This is a genomic window from Pseudoalteromonas sp. K222D, assembly GCF_017653575.1.
GTDB classification, from domain to species: domain Bacteria; phylum Pseudomonadota; class Gammaproteobacteria; order Enterobacterales; family Alteromonadaceae; genus Pseudoalteromonas; species Pseudoalteromonas nigrifaciens.
Window position 1 is genome coordinate 33,998 of record NZ_JAGGDL010000021.1, and the last position, 20,699, is coordinate 54,696.

Annotated in this window: 20 protein-coding genes; 4 read left to right on the forward strand and 16 right to left on the reverse strand. The window is 41.3% G+C overall.

What is annotated here, in order from left to right; all coding sequences use genetic code 11:
- The 7 genes from ispC to rpsB all read right to left on the reverse strand — a co-directional run bounded on the left by ispC (position 1) and on the right by rpsB (position 6,197).
- Positions 1-1,206, reverse strand: a complete 1,206-nt coding sequence (ispC, locus tag J5X91_RS11575; RefSeq protein ID WP_208834903.1) for a 1-deoxy-D-xylulose-5-phosphate reductoisomerase — start codon at positions 1,204-1,206, stop codon at positions 1-3.
- A complete protein-coding gene (locus J5X91_RS11580; protein ID WP_011328689.1) occupies positions 1,203-2,069 on the reverse strand; it encodes a phosphatidate cytidylyltransferase in 867 nt (288 codons plus the stop codon). The genes ispC and J5X91_RS11580 overlap by 4 nt, the downstream gene beginning before the upstream one ends.
- Before the next feature lie 20 nt (positions 2,070-2,089).
- Positions 2,090-2,869 carry an isoprenyl transferase gene (locus J5X91_RS11585; protein ID WP_011328690.1) on the reverse strand — a complete coding sequence of 260 codons (780 nt, stop codon included), beginning with the start codon at positions 2,867-2,869 and terminating at the stop codon, positions 2,090-2,092.
- A gap of 165 nt (positions 2,870-3,034) precedes the next feature.
- Positions 3,035-3,592, reverse strand: a complete 558-nt coding sequence (gene frr / locus J5X91_RS11590) for a ribosome recycling factor (RefSeq protein ID WP_041454498.1) — start codon at positions 3,590-3,592, stop codon at positions 3,035-3,037.
- A gap of 14 nt (positions 3,593-3,606) precedes the next feature.
- Positions 3,607-4,356: a UMP kinase gene (pyrH, locus tag J5X91_RS11595; RefSeq protein WP_011328692.1), complete on the reverse strand. Its 750-nt coding sequence runs from the start codon at positions 4,354-4,356 to the stop codon at positions 3,607-3,609.
- Positions 4,357-4,513: 157 nt separating this feature from the next.
- Positions 4,514-5,365, reverse strand: a complete 852-nt coding sequence (gene tsf / locus J5X91_RS11600; RefSeq protein WP_011328693.1) for a translation elongation factor Ts — start codon at positions 5,363-5,365, stop codon at positions 4,514-4,516.
- Between the two features lie 103 nt (positions 5,366-5,468).
- On the reverse strand, positions 5,469-6,197 hold the full coding sequence (gene rpsB, locus J5X91_RS11605) for a 30S ribosomal protein S2 (RefSeq protein ID WP_011328694.1): 729 nt from the start codon (positions 6,195-6,197) through the stop codon (positions 5,469-5,471).
- 271 nt (positions 6,198-6,468) lie between these two features.
- On the opposite strand from rpsB, the gene map reads away from it, so the two are divergent.
- The 3 genes from map (at position 6,469) to dapD (ending at position 10,777) form a co-directional block, all read left to right on the forward strand.
- Positions 6,469-7,254, forward strand: a complete 786-nt coding sequence (gene map, locus J5X91_RS11610; protein ID WP_058373790.1) for a type I methionyl aminopeptidase — start codon at positions 6,469-6,471, stop codon at positions 7,252-7,254.
- Positions 7,255-7,318: 64 nt separating this feature from the next.
- Positions 7,319-9,937, forward strand: coding sequence for a [protein-PII] uridylyltransferase (gene glnD / locus J5X91_RS11615; RefSeq protein WP_208834904.1), 2,619 nt, complete (start codon positions 7,319-7,321; stop codon positions 9,935-9,937).
- A gap of 9 nt (positions 9,938-9,946) precedes the next feature.
- Positions 9,947-10,777, forward strand: coding sequence for a 2,3,4,5-tetrahydropyridine-2,6-dicarboxylate N-succinyltransferase (gene dapD / locus J5X91_RS11620; RefSeq protein WP_011328697.1), 831 nt, complete (start codon positions 9,947-9,949; stop codon positions 10,775-10,777).
- Positions 10,778-10,918: 141 nt separating this feature from the next.
- Here the strand turns inward: dapD and J5X91_RS11625 are convergent, their stop codons facing one another.
- Positions 10,919-11,494 carry a hypothetical protein gene (locus J5X91_RS11625; RefSeq protein ID WP_208834905.1) on the reverse strand — a complete coding sequence of 192 codons (576 nt, stop codon included), beginning with the start codon at positions 11,492-11,494 and terminating at the stop codon, positions 10,919-10,921.
- 199 nt (positions 11,495-11,693) lie between these two features.
- Here J5X91_RS11625 and J5X91_RS11630 point away from each other — a divergent pair, with 199 nt between their 5' ends.
- Complete coding sequence (locus tag J5X91_RS11630; RefSeq protein WP_086997940.1) at positions 11,694-13,721, forward strand: BCCT family transporter; 2,028 nt, start codon at positions 11,694-11,696, stop codon at positions 13,719-13,721.
- 257 nt (positions 13,722-13,978) lie between these two features.
- Here J5X91_RS11630 and J5X91_RS11635 read toward each other — a convergent pair whose 3' ends face one another.
- From J5X91_RS11635 to pspA, 8 genes are all read right to left on the reverse strand, one after another.
- A complete protein-coding gene (locus tag J5X91_RS11635) occupies positions 13,979-14,323 on the reverse strand; it encodes a 4a-hydroxytetrahydrobiopterin dehydratase (RefSeq protein WP_011328700.1) in 345 nt (114 codons plus the stop codon).
- A 39-nt stretch (positions 14,324-14,362) separates the two neighbouring features.
- Positions 14,363-15,160, reverse strand: a complete 798-nt coding sequence (phhA, locus tag J5X91_RS11640) for a phenylalanine 4-monooxygenase (RefSeq protein ID WP_208834906.1) — start codon at positions 15,158-15,160, stop codon at positions 14,363-14,365.
- A 238-nt stretch (positions 15,161-15,398) separates the two neighbouring features.
- Positions 15,399-16,580: a methionine gamma-lyase gene (gene megL, locus J5X91_RS11645; protein ID WP_011328702.1), complete on the reverse strand. Its 1,182-nt coding sequence runs from the start codon at positions 16,578-16,580 to the stop codon at positions 15,399-15,401.
- A 157-nt stretch (positions 16,581-16,737) separates the two neighbouring features.
- The gene (locus J5X91_RS11650) at positions 16,738-17,763 is read right to left on the reverse strand and encodes a YcjF family protein (protein WP_208834907.1); all 1,026 of its coding nucleotides are present in this window, start codon (positions 17,761-17,763) and stop codon (positions 16,738-16,740) included.
- Complete coding sequence (locus J5X91_RS11655) at positions 17,760-19,181, reverse strand: YcjX family protein (protein WP_086997937.1); 1,422 nt, start codon at positions 19,179-19,181, stop codon at positions 17,760-17,762. Before J5X91_RS11655 ends, J5X91_RS11650 begins: the two co-directional genes overlap by 4 nt.
- Before the next feature lie 63 nt (positions 19,182-19,244).
- Complete coding sequence (gene pspC, locus J5X91_RS11660) at positions 19,245-19,646, reverse strand: envelope stress response membrane protein PspC (RefSeq protein WP_011328705.1); 402 nt, start codon at positions 19,644-19,646, stop codon at positions 19,245-19,247.
- Positions 19,643-19,876 (reverse strand): envelope stress response membrane protein PspB, encoded by a 234-nt coding sequence (gene pspB / locus J5X91_RS11665; RefSeq protein ID WP_011328706.1) that lies wholly within the window; start codon positions 19,874-19,876, stop codon positions 19,643-19,645. The genes pspC and pspB overlap by 4 nt, the downstream gene beginning before the upstream one ends.
- An 85-nt stretch (positions 19,877-19,961) precedes the next feature.
- Positions 19,962-20,621, reverse strand: a complete 660-nt coding sequence (gene pspA, locus J5X91_RS11670; RefSeq protein WP_041454499.1) for a phage shock protein PspA — start codon at positions 20,619-20,621, stop codon at positions 19,962-19,964.
- Positions 20,622-20,699: the final 78 nt, after the last annotated feature.

Below are 20,699 nucleotides of genomic sequence, written 5' to 3' on the forward strand. Positions count from 1 at the left end.
TTAATGCGTCACTTTTGTTATAAACTGCGATGCGCTTAAACGCGCTAATCTATCGCACTCTAAAATTTCATCTAAGCTTTGCACATTGGTGTACGTGGCCGCTTCGAGAGTCTGTGCATTTATTGTGTATATATCGGTAAAACCAATTTCACCATTTAAAAATGCACTTACCGCGATCTCGTTTGCGGCATTCACTGTCGTTGTTGCGCCTTGCCCTGCGCTACACGCATCAATCGCTAGTTGTAAATTAGGGTAACGAGAAAAGTCTGGTTTAGTGAACGAAAAGTCACTAATATCTGAAAAGTTTAACGGCTTAACCCCTGCATTTATGCGCTCAGGGTAAGCTAATGCATGGGCAATTGGGGTACGCATATCAGGGTTACCCATTTGCGCTAAAATTGAGCCGTCGTGATATTGCACCATAGAATGAATTATACTCTGTGGATGAATAACCACATCAATATCACTCGGGTCGCAGTTAAACAGCCATTTAGCTTCAATAAACTCAAGCCCTTTGTTCATCATGGTGGCTGAATCTACCGATATTTTTTGTCCCATAGACCAATTAGGGTGCGCCACGGCTTCTGCTATGGTTACATCTTTAAGGGTATTTATATCACGGGTTAAAAATGGGCCGCCTGATCCGGTAAGTAATATTTTACTTACGCCATGAGATTGCAGGTGTTGATCGCCTTGCGCATTTTGTAGAGAATACGGTAAACATTGAAAAATAGCGTTATGTTCACTGTCTATTGGTAGCAATGTCGCTTTGTGTTGTTTTACTTTATCAATAAACAACTGACCCGACATTACCAAAGATTCTTTATTGGCGAGCAGTACTTTTTTTCCGGCTTCTACTGCGCTTAACGTCGGCAATAACCCTGCAGCGCCGACAATTGCCGACATGACAGCATCAACCTCTGGATGCCCACACAGCTCGCTCATAGCCTGCTCACCATGCATTATCCGCGTTTTACATGGCGTATTACTTAAATATAACGACAATTGCTTAGCAGCGCTTTGTGTTGCCATAACGCCATAGCGTGGCTGATGCGCAATACATAGCTCAGCCATTTTTTTAGCATTTTTCCCAGCAGCTAATGCAAAAACACTAAACTGCTGAGTATTTCTTGCCACAACATCTAAGGTATTAAGGCCAATAGAGCCTGTAGCCCCTAGAATTACCAGTTGCTGCTTTTCACTCATAAACTCAAAGTCCACGCATAACACATTACAAACATAGGTGCGGCTGCGGTTAGGCTATCAATACGATCTAAAATCCCGCCATGTCCTGGCAAGCAATTACCGCTGTCTTTAAGTCCTGCTTCGCGTTTAAACATGCTTTCAAGCAAATCACCCACCGCTGAAAACAAGGCAATAAACACAGTCATAATGGCGTAAATTGGCCATACAATTAAATCTACGTCGGTAAAATGACAAAATGTAAGCACAAATATAACTGCAGCGACAACGCCGCCGGCTAAACCTTCAATAGTTTTATTTGGGCTTACTTTTGGCATGAGCTTACGCTTACCAAAGCTTTTACCTGTAAAGTAGGCACCAATATCGGCGCTCCATACGATTCCTAAAACCACTAAAATAAGCATAGAGCCAAAATGACTAGATTCGGTATATTGCGCACTGCGCAGCGTATTTAGGGCTAACCATAAAGGCACTAACGTTAGTAATCCGGCAATACCGCGCATTACTATGCCTTCGTTCCATGCTTTAGCCATTTCTGGGTAGCGCCATACTAAATAACTAGCAACAATCCACCATGCAAACGACAGCGTAAATAAGTAATTTGCATCACCAACTAATTTTCCATCTTGCCAAAGTGATTCGATTGGCCAGTGCAGGTTTAGTAACGCTAGCAAAGCGGCAACTAAAAGTACAAAAGCGCTGCGCTTAAGTTTATTGCACAGCCCCATAAAAGCAGACCATTCCCATGCGCCCATTAATACAATTGCACCCGCAAAATAACTAAATAATGTCAGTGGGGTGTAAAAAACCAAAGCAAGCGCTAATGGTGCTAGCACGAGTGAGGTTAGAATGCGTTGTTTTAACAAAATTATGACCCTTATTCTATTTAGGTTTGAGCGAGTAATTGTTTTATTTGTTCGCCCGTACAACCAAATCGTCGCTCTCTGGCAACGTAACACGCTATGGCCTCAGCAAATGCTGCTTCATTAAAATCAGGCCACAGTGTGTCGGTAAAGTAAAGTTCAGCGTAAGCTGCTTGCCAGAGTAAAAAGTTACTAATTCTGACATCGCCACCAGTACGAATTAGTAAATCAGGCTCGGCCTGATCTGCCATACTCATGTACTGTGCTATACGCTCTTCTGTAATATCGGCTGGGTCTAATTGCCCCTGTGCAACTTGCTCTGCAAGTTGTTTAGCAGCATTAGCCATATCCCAACGTCCACCGTAATTTGCAGCAACATTTAAATGCAGCCCGGTATTATTTGCTGTAAGCTTTTGAGCAGTATCTACTTTACTGCGTAAGCTTTCAGAAAACCGCGATAAGTCTCCAATAATGGTCAGTTTTACATTGTTTTTATGCAGCTTTTTAACTTCTTTACTAAGTACAAATAAAAAAAGCTCCATTAACGTTTTTACTTCGTCTTCAGGTCGACGCCAGTTCTCACTACTAAAAGCAAATAAGGTTAACGATTGTATCCCTAATTTAGTACAAAACTGTACAGATTGACGAACTGCGTCCACACCTTTTTTATGCCCAAACACACGCGGTCTATTTCTGGCTTGCGCCCAACGCCCGTTACCATCCATGATGATAGCTACATGTTTAGGTAAACATTGCTGTGAAATTGTGTCAGCATCTAGAACCATAAATATTGAGTATTCCATAAAAAAACGCCGCCTAGTATACCCCAGCCGGCGTTTCAAAACTAATAAATTTAACCTGTACTCGGGATAATAAATCTATTTCAAGTGGCTATTTTTAACGCTAACTGCGTTGAATTTACTTGCAATAGGTTCAATCTATTACCCCAAGTGCAGCGTATTAGTTTCTTAGATTTCCATCAACTCAGCTTCTTTAGCTGCTAATTGAGTATCCATTTCTTTAATGAATTTATCGGTCATCTTTTGAATTGCTTCTTCAGCTTGACGCGCTTCATCTTCAGAAATATCTTTATCTTTCAATAAGTTTTTAAAATCGCCATTCGCGTCACGACGAATGTTACGTACTGCAACACGACCGCCTTCAACTTCACCACGAACAATTTTAATTAAGTTTTTACGACGTTCCTCAGTCAATGCTGGCAATGGTACACGAATAACTGAACCTGCTGACATAGGGTTTAAACCTAAGTCAGATGCCATTATTGCTTTTTCTACCGCTTGCGCAAGTGACTTATCAAATACACCAATAGCCAGTGTACGTGAATCTTCAATTGTTACGTTAGCAACTTGGTTTAACGGTGTTGGCGAGCCATAATACGACACCATAATACCATCTAGCAATGCAGGATGAGCACGACCAGTACGAATCTTAGATAACTGGCTGCCCAGTGCTGCTACACTCTTTTGCATGCGCTCTTGCGCATCTTTTTGAATATCGTTAATCACAGTTTAATCCTAATCTATTTAATTACTTCATCTGAGGCTTGTGAAGAAATAAGGGTTCCCTCTTCTTCACCCATAATAACACGTTTTAATGCGCCTGATTTATTCATATTAAATACGCTCAATGGCATATTATGATCGCGTGCTAATGTAAATGCCGCTAAATCCATTACTTTCAATTCTTTCTCAATTATCTCATTGTAACTTAAATGACGATAAAGTGTCGCATCTGGATTTTTAACTGGGTCATCGCTGTAAACGCCATCTACTTTAGTCGCTTTAATTACCGTATCGGCTTCAATTTCGATACCACGTAAACAGGCTGCTGAGTCGGTAGTGAAAAATGGGTTACCCGTACCGGCTGCAAAAATAACTACGCGGCCCGTTTTTAATAAACTAATTGCTTCAGCCCAATTGTACGCATCACACATACCATGAAGTGGAATAGCCGACATTAAACGACAGTTTACAAATGCACGATGCAGCGCATCACGCATTGCCAAACCATTCATTACGGTTGCAAGCATACCCATGTGATCGCCAACAACACGATTCATGCCTGCTTCTGCTAACGAGCCACCGCGTAAAAAATTTCCACCGCCAATAACTAAACCCACTTCTACGTCGAGCTCTACGAGCTCTTTAATTTCTTGAGCCATGCGGTCTAACACTTTAGGGTCGATGCCAAAGCCTTCATCTCCCATTAAAGCTTCACCGCTTAATTTGAGAAGAACGCGTCTAAAAATAGGTTTACGATTGATAGTCATAGTATTGGGGCCAACTTTTATAAAAAATGGATAAAAAATAACCGCGCTTATGTTAAACATAAAAGCGCGGTTATTTTAAAGAATTTCTAGCTGTGAAGCAAAAGCAAATAACACATTAATTGCATGTCTTTTTTACTCCCTACACAAATAGTTAATCTTATTTAGCTTTAGCAGCAGCGATTTGTGCAGCAACTTCAGCAGCAAAATCTTCTTCTTTTCTTTCGATACCTTCACCAACTTCTACACGTACGAAGCTAGTAACTGTTGCGTTTTTCTCTTTAAGAATTTCGCCAACAGTTTTCTTAGGTTCCATGATGAAAGCTTGACCAGTAAGAGAAACCTCACCAGTGAATTTTTTCATGCGGCCAACAACCATCTTCTCAGCGATTTCAGCAGATTTGCCTTCATTCATCGCGATTTCGATTTGTACTTGTTGTTCTTTAGCTACAACATCAGCAGGAACGTCTGAAGGAGTTAAGTACTCAGGGCTTGATGCAGCAACGTGCATTGCAACGTGCTTAAGTGTTTCTTCATCAGCAACACCAGCAACAACAACACCAATACGATCACCATGACGGTACTCAACTAGGTTTTCACCCGTGATGTACTGTAGACGACGTACGTTAATGTTTTCACCAATTTTAGTTACTAGCTCAACGCGTGCTTCTTCAAACTTAGCTTGTAAGTCTTCGATAGTCACAGTGTCTGCAATTGCAGCTTCTGCTACTTTATCAGCAAACGCTAAAAAGCTTACGTCTTTAGCTACGAAGTCTGTTTGACAGTTAACTTCAACTAGCACTGCAACATTACCATTTTTCTTGATAATGATAGCGCCTTCAGCAGCGATATTGCCTGCTTTTTTAGCTGCTTTAGCCGCGCCACTTTTACGCATGTTTTCAATCGCTAACTCGATGTCGCCATCAGTTTCAGTTAACGCTTTTTTACAATCCATCATGCCAGCGCCAGTACGCTCGCGTAATTCTTTAACTAGGGCAGTAGTTACAGCCATTAGTAATTCCTCAAATCTGAATCAGGTTTAGATAAGCGGGTTACCCGCTCTACAAGAATAGCAAGTCTTCACCTTTAAAAGATGAAGACTTGAAGACAGCTAATTACTCAGCTTCTACGAAATCGTCTTTTTCAGCTTGAGCAACAAGTGTGTTCTCACGGCCTTCAGTGATCGCAGTTGCAACAGCGTTAGTGTAAAGACTTACCGCACGGATAGCATCATCGTTACCAGGTACGATGAAATCAACGCCATCTGGGTTCGAGTTAGTATCAACAATTGCAACAACCGGAATACCTAGGTTGTTAGCTTCACGGATAGCAATGTGCTCGTGGTCAGCATCAATAACGAAAAGCGCGTCTGGAAGACCGCCCATGTTCTTGATTCCGCCAAGGCTCTTCTCAAGCTTTTCCATTTCGCGGTTAAGCATTAACGTTTCTTTCTTAGTTAACTTCTCGAAAGTACCGTCTTGGCTTTGTATTTCAAGGTCTTTAAGACGCTTGATTGATTGACGAACTGTTTTCCAGTTAGTCAACATGCCACCTAACCAACGGTGGTTTACATAGTACTGGTCGCTTGCGATTGCAGATTCTTTCACTGCTTCGCTTGCTGCACGCTTAGTACCAACGAAAAGAACTTTACCTTTGTTTGCAGCAGCACCAGATAAAAACTTAAGTGCAGTGTTGAACATTGGTACAGTTTGCTCAAGGTTGATGATATGTACACGGTTACGTGTGCCGAAGATGAAAGGCTTCATCTTAGGGTTCCAGTAACGTGCTTGGTGACCAAAGTGAACACCAGCTTGAAGCATATCGCGCATTGAAACGTTTGCCATTTTATAGATCCTCTATAGTTGTTTAGGGTTAGGCCTCCACATATCCCATAGCACCAACACCGAAGTATTTAAACTTCTAATGCACCCAAGTGTATGTGACGATACGTGTGTGTGTTAAAATAAAATTGTGTTTGCCTTAAATACAAAAAATCATTAAAGAATTTATTTGTAAAAAGACGGCGCGCTTTATACCATATTAAAATTAAATACTCAACATCGCGTGCAAAAATTGTGCGACGATAAATGTTAAAAACTCAACTTTGGAGCTTCAATGAGCGCTATTATTAAGACCCCTGAAGAAATAGAGAAAATGCGCGTAGCTGGGCGCTTAGCGGCAGATGTACTTGAAATGATCGGCCCATATGTAGTGCCGGGCGTGACCACCGATGAGCTAAATACAATTTGTCATGATTATATTGTTAATGTGCAACAAGCAATCCCTGCTCCATTAAATTATCATGGTTTTCCAAAATCAGTTTGTACCTCTGTAAACCATGTTATTTGCCATGGTATTCCAAACGAAAAGCCATTAAAAGATGGCGACAGTATTAATATTGACGTTACCATAATTAAAGATGGCTACCACGGCGACACTTCTAAAATGTTCCATGTTGGTACCCCTAACATTCAAGGTAAACGCCTTGCAGAAGTAACACAAGAAAGCCTCTACCTTGCCATTAAAATGGTAAAACCAGGTGTGCGTTTAGGCGATATTGGCGAAGCAATTCAAAAATATGCTGAAAGCTTCAACTACTCAATTGTTCGTGAATACTGTGGCCATGGTATTGGCGCAGGGTTTCACGAAGAGCCACAAGTAATGCACTATGGCAAAGCAGGTACTGGCGAAGTATTAAAAGCCGGCATGTGTTTAACTATTGAGCCTATGGTCAATGCGGGCAAACGCCAATGTAAACTACTTAAAGATGATTGGACTGTGGTTACACGTGACCGTAGCTTGTCAGCCCAGTGGGAACATACTTTGTTAGTAACTGAAAATGGTGTTGAAATTTTAACGCTACGATCAGATGATACAATCGACAGGATCATTGAGCATTAAAATACCCGTTCAACTTGATAGCTATTTATCAAAATGAACTCGTATAAATAAGGAATCAGCCCCGGTGGCATTACCCAACAAAGTAAAAAAGTTGCTTAGCGACGCAGAGCAACTTAGTGATTATCGCGATTGTTCTAGCTATTTTTATAAATGGCTTTTTAATGAGTTTTCTAAACAACCGGTTGGTAATTTAATTAATGCCAGGGCTGAATTCATAGATCGTTTGCTGATCAAACTGTTTCATGTTTATGATTTAGCGCACGAACCCGACTTAGCACTTATAGCCGTAGGTGGTTATGGACGAGGTGAATTACACCCCTATTCCGACATCGACTTTTTGCTACTAGTAACACAACAACCAAACGCTGAAATCAGCGAAAAAATAGGTCAGTTTGTTACCATGCTTTGGGATCTCAATTTAGAGATTGGGCACAGTGTTCGCACTATAGCGCAAGCCATAGAGCAAAAGCGTGAAGACGTTACCTTTGCCACCAGCTTATTAGAAAGCCGGCTTATCTTTGGTAATCATATAGAATTTGAAAAGCTAAAAAACCACATAATTGACACGCCAGTGTGGCGCTCAAATGAGTTTTTTTTAGCCAAAGTACAAGAGCAACATTTACGCCACCGAAAATGCCACGGCACAGCGTATAATCTCGAACCTAACATAAAAGAAAACCCCGGTGGCCTGCGCGATCTGCAAACCATTATTTGGGTTGCTAAAAAACACTTTAGAGCAGAAACCCTACAAGAGCTTATTAGCCATGGCTACCTTACTCACGAAGAGTTTCAAGAGCTTTCAGAGTGCCTAGAAAACTTATGGAATATTCGTTTTGCGCTGCATTTGGCTGCTGGGCGTTCAGAAAACCGCTTACTGTTTGATCACCAACCGCAAGCCGCCGAAATTCTGGGGTTTGGTAGCGATGGTAAATCGTCAGTTGAGCGCATGATGAAGCGTTTGTTTAGAATAATGAGCCGCGTACGCGAACTAAACCTGATGCTGCTAGCGTACTTTGAACAAAGTATTTCGCCAAAACACCATCAACCTATTATTCAAGAGCTTGATCGCAATTTTGAGCGTATTGGCAATCAAATTAAAGTAAAAAGCCCATCGGTATTTTTTAGGCGCGATCAGCTTTTTATGTTATTTGAGCATATTGCCGACAACCCAGAAATAACGCACATTTATCCCAGCACTATTCGCACTATTCGCCAAGTGCGCCGCCGTTTACTGGGCGACTTACAAGATTACGCTGCCTGTCGCGAAGCTTTTTTACGTCTTATAAAGCACCCCAATGGTATGGGCCGTGCGTTTACCTTAATGCATAAACACGGCATGCTGGCTGCTTATTTACCGCAGTGGCGAAACATATTTGGGCAAATGCAATTTGACTTATTTCATGCCTACACAGTAGATGAGCACACCCACAGATTAATAAATAATATTTATCAGTACTTTGATAAAACCGGTGTCAGCGAATTTCCTATTTGTAGTGAAATAGTCACTCGTATGGATAAACCTGAGCTACTTTATTTAGCGGGTATATTTCATGACATAGCCAAAGGCCGTGGTGGCGACCACTCAGAGCTGGGCGCTGTTGACGCACTAGCCTTTGCAAAGTTACATGCCTTTTCTGTCGCCGATGGTAAACTAATCGCATGGCTGGTTAGTAATCATTTACTTATGTCGGTTACCGCACAACGTAAAGATATAAACGACCCTGGAGTTATTAAAGACTTTGCCACACGAGTAAAAACAGAGCGCCAACTTGATTATTTATATTGCTTAACCGTTGCCGATATACGTGCCACCAACGACAATTTATGGAACGATTGGAAAAACACCCTGCTGCGTGAGCTTTACTTACATACGCAACACGCACTGCGTTTAGGGCTTGAAAATCCAATGGATCAACGCGACCAAATTCGCGACAAAAAGCATCAAGCTAAACAGCGATTACTCAACTTAGGCTACATGGAAGACCAAATTGATTTAATTTGGAGCCGCTTTAAAGCCAATTACTTTACCGCTTTTAGCGAACAGCAAATTTCATGGCACAGCCAGCATTTAGTTAATAGCGAAGATTTAAGTCAACCGAGTGTTATCGTATCAAATAAAGCGATGCACGGTGGCACCCAAGTATTTGTATACAGCCCTTACTCTGGGCCTTTATTTGCCCGCTTAGTGAGTGTTATTGGTTCTAAAAAGGCGCAAATACAGCACGCGCAAGTACTTACCACCAAAGATGGCTACGTACTATTTAACTTTGTTATTTTAGAAGTAAATGGCGAGCCAATTGCCAGTGGCAGAGCACATTCAATTAAACGCGCCCTAGAGCAAGCCTTGTTTGAGCCGCGTAAAAAAATTCGCTTCAAAAAGAATCGCTCGCAACGCTTTAAAGACTTTAATATAAAACCTAAAATTGTGCTGCGCCCGCATCCGCGTAAAGATCGCAGCCTAATTGAAATCCAAGCAATTGATATACCCGGTTTATTGACTAAAATAGCCGAAGTTTTTCAAGCACACTTATTACACATACACGCTGCGCGTATCACCACAGTGGGGCAGCGCGCAGAAGATTTCTTCGTGGTCTCTAATAACGAGTACCAAGCACTTACAGACGAAGAACAAGCCAAAATTCATCAAGCATTGCGTAAAAAACTCAACGCAGAAACCGAATAAGAGGACACTATGTCAGATTTAAAAACGATGATCGAAAACGCCTGGGATAACCGCGATAGCATTAGCCCAAGCACAGTATCTGTTGAAGTAAAGCAAGCCATTATTGACGCGCTTGACCTGCTAGACAGTGGCGCAGCACGCGTTGCTGAAAAAATATCGGGTGAATGGGTAGTACATCAATGGCTTAAAAAAGCGGTTTTACTGTCGTTCCGTATTCGCGAAAACCAAGCAATGGACGATGGCGTAAATCAGTTTTACGACAAAGTACCACTTAAATTTAGCGACTACACGCCGGAGCAATTTAAACAAGGCGGCATGCGCGTAGTGCCTAATGCTGTTGCGCGTAAAGGCAGCTTTGTAGGTAAAAACGTGGTACTTATGCCATCGTATGTAAACATTGGCGCATACGTTGACGACGGCACCATGGTTGATACATGGGCTACTGTAGGCTCGTGTGCACAAATTGGTAAGAACGTACACTTATCGGGTGGCGTAGGCATAGGCGGTGTTTTAGAGCCATTACAAGCCAACCCAACCATCATCGAAGACAACTGTTTTATTGGCGCACGCTCTGAAATAGTAGAAGGTGTAATTGTTGAAGAAGGCGCGGTAATTTCAATGGGCGTTTACATCAGCCAAAGTACCCGTATTTATGACCGTGAAACCGGTGAAATTCACTACGGCCGCGTACCAGCAGGCGCAGTAGTAGTCCCTGGCGCACTACCATCAAAAGACGGTAGCCACAGCCTGTACGCTGCAATTATAGTGAAAAAAGTAGATCAGCAAACACGCGAAAAAGTAGGCATCAACGCCCTGCTTCGCTCAATTGATGATGAATAGTTAAGTAGGTTGGGTAGAGCGCAGCGAAACCCAACGACACTTTAAAGTTAAGTGTTTTAGCTGAACTTTAATTGTATATTTAAAAGCGCTAAGCCCTTGTGGGTTTAGCGCTTTTTATTTAGCCGGCATTGTGTATTACAATCACCCATTACAACTCAAGCCATGTAAGTCTATTTGTTTTACCTGCTGATTTTTCGTTTTAAAATCATAATAACTAATAATTAGCTGATTGTTTTTCTCATAAAATGACATGTCCCGTAACCAATCGATAGTGGCTATTGGCATGTATGTATAAAAACCATATTCACCCACACACTGATAACCAAAGTGATGATACGCACTGCCAAATGCACCTACATCGCTGGTATACGCTACTATATTTTCCTGCTGCTGATAAAATTGCGCTTGACTGCCAACAATGGCATACCAAATACATGTAAGCCCAAGTGCTACAATTTGCAACCCTGCCATTATAAACAATAGCAAGCTAACTAATTTTGCTTGAACAGTATGTTTGCTTGTTTTACTGATGCTTTTTATCAACACATAAGTAGCAATACTTACCAATATCTGCTTTATCCAAACTAGGTAAGTAGACAACTCATAGGTAAATTTTTGGCTGTGCCACTGTATGCCAAATACAGGCGGAATAAACATCGAGTCTATAAAGGTCACTGTAATAATTAGCGCTGCAAGGTGATAACGAGATAGGGTCATTAAGGCTGTTTTTTTAATTGTTTTAACCATGCTATTAAATATGTAATAAAAAAGCAAAAAGGTACTTTGAATAAATAATGCTTAGACCAGTTTACTTTACTTGAAGTAGCTAAAAGTAATTAAATTAGCCAAGCACACCCAGAATATAATAAGGTAGTTAAGCATACATTAAAGTTAGCAATAAATATTAAGGACTAATATGACAACAAAAGCTTTACGCTCAACTATTTTACTCCCCGTATTTTTGCCTGCCGTATTCATCATTCTCCTTTTAGTGATAGGTACGAGCAGTAACCCTGAACTTGCTGGTAAAGCATTCAGTATCGCCCTTACTTGGATAACAGAAACCTTTGGCTGGTTTTATATGTTATCTGTCGCTATATTTTTAGTATTTATAGTCTCTGTTGCCGCCTCTAGTTGGGGAAACATAAAACTAGGGCCCGATCACTCAGAGCCGCAATATAGCTTTGCAGAGTGGTTTGCTATGTTATTTTCTGCAGGCTACGGTGTTGCACTGCTCTACTTTGGTGTTGCTGAGCCTGTATTGCATTATGCATCTCCACCTTCGGGTGCGGCAGAAACAGTTAACGCTGCTAAACAAGCAATGCAAATTGCATTTTTCCATTGGGGATTTCATATATGGGCAATATACGGAATTGTAGGTTTAGTACTTGCCTACTTTGCTTTTCGTCATGGTTTGCCCCTATCAATTCGCTCAGCGTTATATCCTTTAATTGGCGATAGAATTTATGGCCCAATTGGTCACGCGGTCGATATATTTGCTATTTTAGGTACTCTATTTGGTATAGCCACGACCTTGGGGTTATCGGTAACGCAAATAAATGCGGGCCTACATTATTTATGGCCAAGCATTCCTATAAATACCACAGTGCAAATATCAGCCATTGCCATTATAACCGCAGCAGCAACCCTCTCTGTGGTAGCGGGTATGGATAAAGGCGTTAAGCGCTTATCTATTTTGAATATGACCTTGGCAATATCTTTAATGATGTTTGTATTTTTTATTGGTCCTAGCATTCATATTTTAGAATCTTTTTTACAAAATACTGGCAGTTACTTAAGCGGTATTGTTGAGCGTACCTTTAACTTGCAAGCTTATAGTCGCAGCGACTGGATAGGTAACTGGACCTTATTTATATTTGGCTGGACAATTGCCTGGGCACCTTTTGTGGGTATGTTTATCGCAAAAATTAGCCGTGGTCGCACCATCAGGCAATTTGTTGTTGGGGTAATGTTAGTGCCCACCATATTCACATTTTTATGGTTTTCGATATTTGGTGATACGGCTCTCAATTTAATCATGAATGAAGGCTTAGACACTTTAATTACTGATGTGCAAGCGAACCATGCCGTAGCACTATTTCAATTATTTGAAGTATTACCTTGGTCATTCTTTATTTCGCTATTAACGGTATTCTTAATTATCACCTTCTTTGTTACCTCGTCTGACTCTGGCTCACTCGTTATTGATTCATTAGCTTCAGGTGGTAATGCAAACACTCCTGCATGGCAGCGGGTATTTTGGGCGGTTCTTGAAGGTGCGGTTGCTGCAGCTTTATTACTAGCAGGCGGGCTCAGCGCACTGCAAACTATGACAATAGCCAGTGCATTACCCTTTGCTATTATTATGCTAATTGCCACTGTTGGCCTATGGCGTGCACTTGTAATTGAAGGGCATCGCGATACCAGTTTACAAGCACATACTTTAAACGGCAGAAACTTAAATTTATCGCATTGGAAACGCCGTTTAGCAGCCATGATCGACTACCCAAACAAAAGCAAAGTACATAACTTTATTGACCAAGTAGTGACTAAAGCGATGAAAGAAGTGCAAGCCGAATTAAAATCTCGACAATGGCATGCTGAAGTAGTATTTGATGCCGACTTATGTCGCGCGCACTTAACTGTTTTACGCCATGAACATATGGACTTTGTATACGACATAAGGTTAACAGAGCATGCAATGCCTAGTTTTGTTCACTCTGAGCTAAAACCTGAAACAGATAACACTGAAACGTATTGTCGTGCAGAGGTATACTTACGCCGTGGTGGTTTGTCATATGATATTTTTGGCTATAGCGAAGATGATATTGTGAAAGATATTCTCGACCAATTTGAAAACTATTTGCACTTTTTAGATAACAGCCCAGGCGAGCTTCCTTGGGATATGACTGAGCATGATGAAATGCTAAACACCGACAAATAATTTGCGCTAACCCAATTTAGCCCTTATCTGCATCACATAGTTAAGGGCTAAATAATCCAAAGCGATCGTAGCCAAGCTGGCTTTATCACTAACCAGGTTTATCGTTTGCTCTATGCCTTAAAAACAACCCTAATTTGCTCACTACCCACATCCACCTGCTAGCCTAAGCTCCCTGTGTTTGGTCTTTTATTTTCCCTAAAAAGCAAAAAGGCACTTAAAAATAAGTGCCTTTGTTGGTTTGCTCAATTAGTTTGGTATTACAGCGCGTTAAATACGTCATCTGTTTTAGCAGCGCAAATAAAATCGTTTTTGTGTAGTCCCTTAATTGAATGGCTCCACCAAGTAACTGTTACTTTGCCCCACTCGGTTAATAAACCTGGGTGGTGGCCTTCGTCTTCAGCCATATCGCCTACTTTGTTAGTAAACGCAATAGCTTGTTTAAAGTTTTTAAATTTGTAAACACGCTCAAGCTGCATAATGCCATCGCGTACTTCAGGTACCCAATCAGGGATTTTGGTAATTAATTGCGCTAGCTCTTCGTCTGATACTTTTGGCGCATCGGCATGACAGGCTTCGCATTTTTGTGCACTTAATGAAGACATTTTAAATCCTTATCTTTAGCGTTACTTTTTATATTAAAGTTAACTAGCTAATTTTTCTTTTGGTGAAAATTTTGGGTCGTGCAAGCCAAGTTCTTTTGCTTGTTCAACCAAAGCCATTATATCCATTTGCGATATATCAAACAGATCATGAATCGAATTTATGGTGTAGTACTGCGGTTGCATAATATCAATTCGGTACGGGGTACGCAGCACATCTAATACACTCATTGGCGTAACTTCTGGCGTGCTTGAGTATACGTACTGGGTTTCTCCTGGGCTTGATAAAATACCACCGCCGTATATACGCAAACCATTATCGGTTTGCATTAAACCAAATTCAACGGTAAACCAGTACATGCGCGCTAGGTATACACGATCTTTTTTCTCTGCCGCGTAGCCAAGTTTTCCGTATTTATGCGTAAACTCTGCAAAATCAGGGTTAGTAAGCATAGCGCAGTGACCAAATATTTCATGAAACACATCGGGTTCTTGTAGGTAATCAAACTCATCCCGGCTACGAATAAAAGTCGCTACCGGAAATTGCTTATTGGCCAGTAACCGAAAAAACTCATCAAAGTCGATAAGTGCCGGCACTGGCGCTACTTGCCAACCGGTAGTGGCTAGCAGTACTTCGTTTAGCTCACTAAGTTGCGGAATACGATCGTGTGGCAGGTTTATTTTTTTTAAACCTTCCATATATTCGTTACAGGCTTTGCCTTCAATGCACGCAAGTTGGCGCGCTACGAGCTCAGACCAAATTTTATTTTCTTCATCGCTCCAATGTATAACGCCATTTTCATCTGGTGTTTTGGAGGTGTATTTACTTGCTTTAGCCATTAGTACCTTCTTTGGGATTAACCCGAAACCGGTGTCAGGATGATACCCAAGTAACTTGGATACCGATTGCAGCCATACTATGCAAAAGTGAACAAAAGTTTAATAGCTTGGGCTACATCTGTATTAGCCACGATCAGCCATCTTGTACACTTAAAATTACACGCAAGTAAATAATTTAAAACAACCTAGCAATTACAAGCTTTAAAGATGCAAAATATCGTACACAATTAAATACACTCTAATTTATTTGAGTAAATGCCTGATGAAGATCAGCAATAATATCGTTAACATCTTCAAGTCCAACCGAAAGCCTAATTAATCCATCGCTAATACCTGCAGCGAGTCTTTCCTCTGGTGTGTAAGGTGAATGGGTCATAGAGGCTGGATGTTGAATAAGTGTTTCAGCGTCGCCTAAACTTACGGCAATTGTACAAAGCCGCATACTATCAATAAATTGCGCCCCCTGCTGCAAACTACCTTTTAGCTCAAAAGCAATAACACCGCCTGCCGCTTTCATTTGTTTGCCAATAAATTTATATCCAGGGTGCGATTTAAGCCCAGGATAGTAAACTTTACTTACTTGTGGGTGCGCTTCTAAGTATTCGGCAATTGTTTGTGCGCTGATACAGTGGCGCTCAATTCTTATGGCGAGGGTTTTTAAACCTCTATTAATAAGCCAAGCATCGTGCGGGCTTATAGTGGCGCCAATGTCTTTAAGCACCGTCATTTTTATTAGCGTTATATGCTCCATAGATCCACATACAATGCCCGCTACCACATCGCCATGGCCGTTTAAATATTTGGTAGCACTGTGTACTATAATATCGATACCGTACTGCTTAGGTGATTGTAGTAATGGCGTTAAAAAGGTGTTGTCGACCACGCTAATTAAGTTGTGCTGCTTTGCAACGGCGCCAATTAATGCTAAATCGATAACCGCCATAGTGGGGTTAATGGGCGTTTCTACAAATATCATTTTTGAATTGGGTTTAATTGCAGCGCGTAGTTCATCCTCGTTGGTCATATCAACAAAGGTGACTTCTATTCCCCAGCGCGGCAACATGTGCGAGAAAAACGCAAAGGTACACCCATATAAAGCACTCGATGCAATTAAATGATCCCCTTGCGATAAAAAGCTAAGTACTGAGGCCGATACCGCCCCCATACCAGTTGCCGTTGCTGCAGCCGCTTCACAGCCCTCTAATTGCGCTACTTTTTGTTCAAGCTCGGTAGTAGTTGGGTTGCCTAGGCGGGTATAAATATAGCCCGGCTCATCGCCAGCAAAACGTGCTGCACCTTGCGCTGCATTTTCAAAATGAAAAGTTGAGGTTTGATACAAAGGAGAAGTGAGTGCGCCGTGAGGGTCGTTTGCTTTTTGCGGGCCGTGAATACATTGGGTGTTTATATGATGCTTGCTCATTGAATACTCTCTTATTTTGATTGTTATTGGGTATTAGCCTTCAATCAAAACGTATGGGCATTCAAAGCACAAGCATCCCGGATGCTCAGATGGCTACTTGTGCAATATTTATACTTTTAGCTGTACATAAATATTGCCAAGTATTTCTTAATACTGCTTACTCCGTTGTCTCGGGCTTTTTACGGCTAATAATTTTACTAGCAATATTTTGTACCGTACTTTTTAATAAATTGCGTTTATTTTCAAGCCGAGGTAATGGGCGGCTTAGTTCCATTGCTTTGTAGCCAATGCGCGCGGTAAATATACCGGCACTTAAGCCCTGTGCTGCTCGCCCTGAAAGCTTACCTAATAACTCGGCGCTTAGCGCGGTTGCAGCTAAATCAGAAATAAGCTCGGCACTGCCCACAAACATTACTTGCTTTATTAGCATGCGATACAGTTTTATGCGACTTGCGTAACCAAAACCAATCCCGTAAATTTTTCCTATTTGCTCTATTAACTTAGTACCACGCCACAGCACAGCCATCATATCCACCAGCGCCAGCGGGCTAAGCGCAACTAGTAACGCCGACTCGGTTGCAAAGCGATTAATTAGCTTTTTAGCTTGGGTATCTTGCGTTATTAATAAACTATTGGCGTACAGCGTCATTATTTCTTTATCGCTGTGATGCGTTGCCACTTGATTTTTAAAAATTTCAAAGTTATCAAGTTGCTGATGTTTATTTAGTTTTTCAAGCCAAGGTAATGCGCCGCCTACTTGCTCGCTATTTAACAGCCTGTCGGCTTCATGGCGATGTAACTGGTTACGTTTTAAACTGCGCAGCATTCGGTATTCGCGCCATAATAAGCGCCCTATTAGCAACACCCCACTCACTACAGCGGTTAAATATATACTGCCTAAAATAATCGACTGTTGAAAAGCCAGTACCAATGAAAAAGCAAACTCTAGCAATACCAGCACTATAAAACTAACAACAAAAATGTCTTTGAGCGTTTGCCATTTTGACTTTTTATATACTGGCGCTAGGTCAATTTCTGGCTCTAGCGCTTCGTCATTATCTTCTTGGTAATCACTTTGTCCATGTTCAATTATTTTTGCAGGCGCCAATTCAGGTTCGTTTTGCTCCATACTCTGGGTATTTATACGACGTCCTACTTGAAACTCTTGGTTTGATTCACTCATGCTAACTTGTCTCCTAACAGGTACTGCATCACATGATCTAATCGAATATGTTTTAACTGCTTATCTGGGCTTGGCATTGGCGAAAACGATAAAAACTCAAACCCTTGCGCTGGCCATTCACTTTTATTAAGCATTCTATTAGGCGGCTGTGGCGGTAAGTAGGTTAGCCAATCAGGCTCGTTAAGTGGCTTGCCATAAATGCAGTCTAGCGTTTGGCCTTTGTCGGTTACTTGGCGCGGCTGTGTTGCGGTAATTGACGACATAGCCATGGTTTCTATTTGCACACCATCAAACTTTAAATGATTACTTTGCTCGTGCACTAATGAGTCAAGTAATAGTGCTAAATCTTTATGATGCTTAGCGGTTATATGATCTGATTTATTAGCGGCAAATAATATTTTATCTATATTAGGTTTAAATAAGCGTTTAAAAAAGCCCGATTCACCATAACTAAAGTGCGCCAATAACTGATTAATAACACTACTTTGCTCTTGCAAGGTTGCATGCCCTTCGTTTAAGGCACTAAGTACATCCACTAACACTATTTGGCGATCAAAATGGCGAAAGTGTTCATTATAAAAAGGCTTTACAACTTCTTTAACGTAGGCGTTAAAGCGTTTAATTAAATGCGCTAAGTTAGAGCCTGCAACTAGGTTATTACTATTTATCTCACCCGATACTGGAAAAAACAATAGCAATGGCGCGCCTTGTAAATCGCCTGGCATTAACATGCGCCCAGGTTGCAGCATAGCTAATTTAGTGTCTTTTTTAAGCCCTACCAACATGCTTTGATAAAGCTGTGCAATATGCGCAAGTGCGCTTTCATCTACCGGCGCATTTAGGTCGAGTTGCTCAACGGCTGTTAAAAACTCACTTGAGGTATGCACCCGCAAATGCTGCGTTAATAGCGGATATTGCAGCTCGCACCACTGTGCATAACTTTGCTCCAGCATAGGTAAATCAAGCAACCACTCGCCGGGGTAGTCAATAATATCTAAATAAAGTGTTGATTGCGGTGAAAAATGGCCACGCAGCCCAGCGTTACTTTGATACTTAATAGCTAAACGCAGCGTATTTATGCGCTCGGTTGAAGGCGGCCATGTTGGCTCGCCGTCACTGGGGAGTAACGCATTTAATGCTCGAGTATAATTAAATGTGGGCACTTTAAGTGCCTCTTGAGGCACTACTTTAGTGGCAATGTGACGGCGCTCGCGCATTACATCAAAAAAAGGCAGGTTTTTATCACTCGCTTGGCTTGTTAAGTGTTTAACTAATGCGGTAATAAACGCTGTTTTGCCGCTGCCACTCAAACCTGTTACAGCCAGTTTTACATGCTGATCTAAGCTGCGATGCAATGCTTTTTGTGCTTTGCCTTTAATACTGGTAAAGGTCTTTTTTGCAAATGAAGTACGACTCATAATGGTTTAGCACTTAGCACTTCACTTACTGTTTAATGTGTAGTTGCCGTGCTATTAAATCCTTTAAAGTTTGTTAATTTCACGGCTCACCGTAAATTCAGTAGAAGTAACATAGCGTTCTATATTTTGTAGGCGCGTATCTACGCGTGTTAAACGCTCTTTTAAGTCTTGCAATGCGCGGCGCGGTGGCTCGCCTTTTTGCCATACTTTAAATTTCACTTCTAGCGGATCGCCATAGTTAGTTGAATTTGTTTTATAGGCGCTAGTGGGTTCTTTTTTATCTAAAATAAACCAGGCTGCAATATACGCTACCACAAATAAAGGGCCGCCAGTTAGTAATACCGCACTAACAAATATAATACGAACTAACCATAATTCCATATTAAAATAATCGCTTAGCCCAGCGCATACGCCGGCTATTTTTCCGCGCTGCGGATCTCTTAATAATTCACGTTTGGTACTCATACTTTACGCCTCCACTGTGGCGACTCTTGATCAAGTAATGCTTCGAGTGTTTCGACTCGGTCTGCCATTTTTTCGGCTTTTTGAGCAAGCTCTAATAACTGGCGATGCTCGTGTTCACTTAACCCTTGGCTTACTTGTTTTTTGCTACGGTAGTGCAATATTAACCACAATGGCGCTACAAAAATCATAAATAAAATAAATGGTGCTACGAGTATTTCTGGATCAAACATAACCCTCTCCTGACTATCCGTATTAGTGTTTTAAGTAGGGGCACATGGGCCCCTTATATTATTATTGGTATGCGTTAGCTATACGTTACTTATCTGCTAGCTTCTTTTTAAGCTCAGCTAACTCATCGTCTACCTTTTCGTTTTTTTGCAGTTCGGCAATTTCATCTGCTAAGGTTTTTTTGCCTAAATCGTACGACTCTATTTGAGACTCTAGTCCATCTATTTTAGTTTCGTAACGCTCAAAACGATTAAGTGCATCTTCTACCTTTGAGCTATCAAGTGCTTTTTTAACTTCAAGGCGCGACTCAGCCGAACGCTGACGTAATATAATCGCTTTTTGACGAGCTTTAGCATCTGCTAGCTTTTCTTGTAGCGTGGTTACTTCTTGTTGTAACTTTTCGATGTGTGAGCCTACATGCTCAAGTTCACCCTCGACTGAGGCTACAGCTTCGGCTGACTTTTGCTTTTCGAGTAAAGCGGCACGTGCTAAATCGTCACGATCTTTGCTTAGCGCTAGTTCAGCTTTGTCTTGCCAATCATTCATTTGCGCTTTAAGTGTATCAACGCGACGTACTAATTCTTTTCGCTCAGCGAGTGTTTTAGCTGACGTAGAGCGAACCTCTACCAAGGTGTCTTCCATTTCTTGAATAATCAGACGAACCATTTTTTCTGGGTCTTCTGCTTTATCTAAAATGGCATTGATATTAGAATTAACAATGTCTGCAAAACGTGAAAAAATTCCCATAACATTTACCTCTATAATTTAAACTTAGTTTGTCTGCTATAACTGTATCAATATGCTTGCCAACTTTATAAAAGTTAA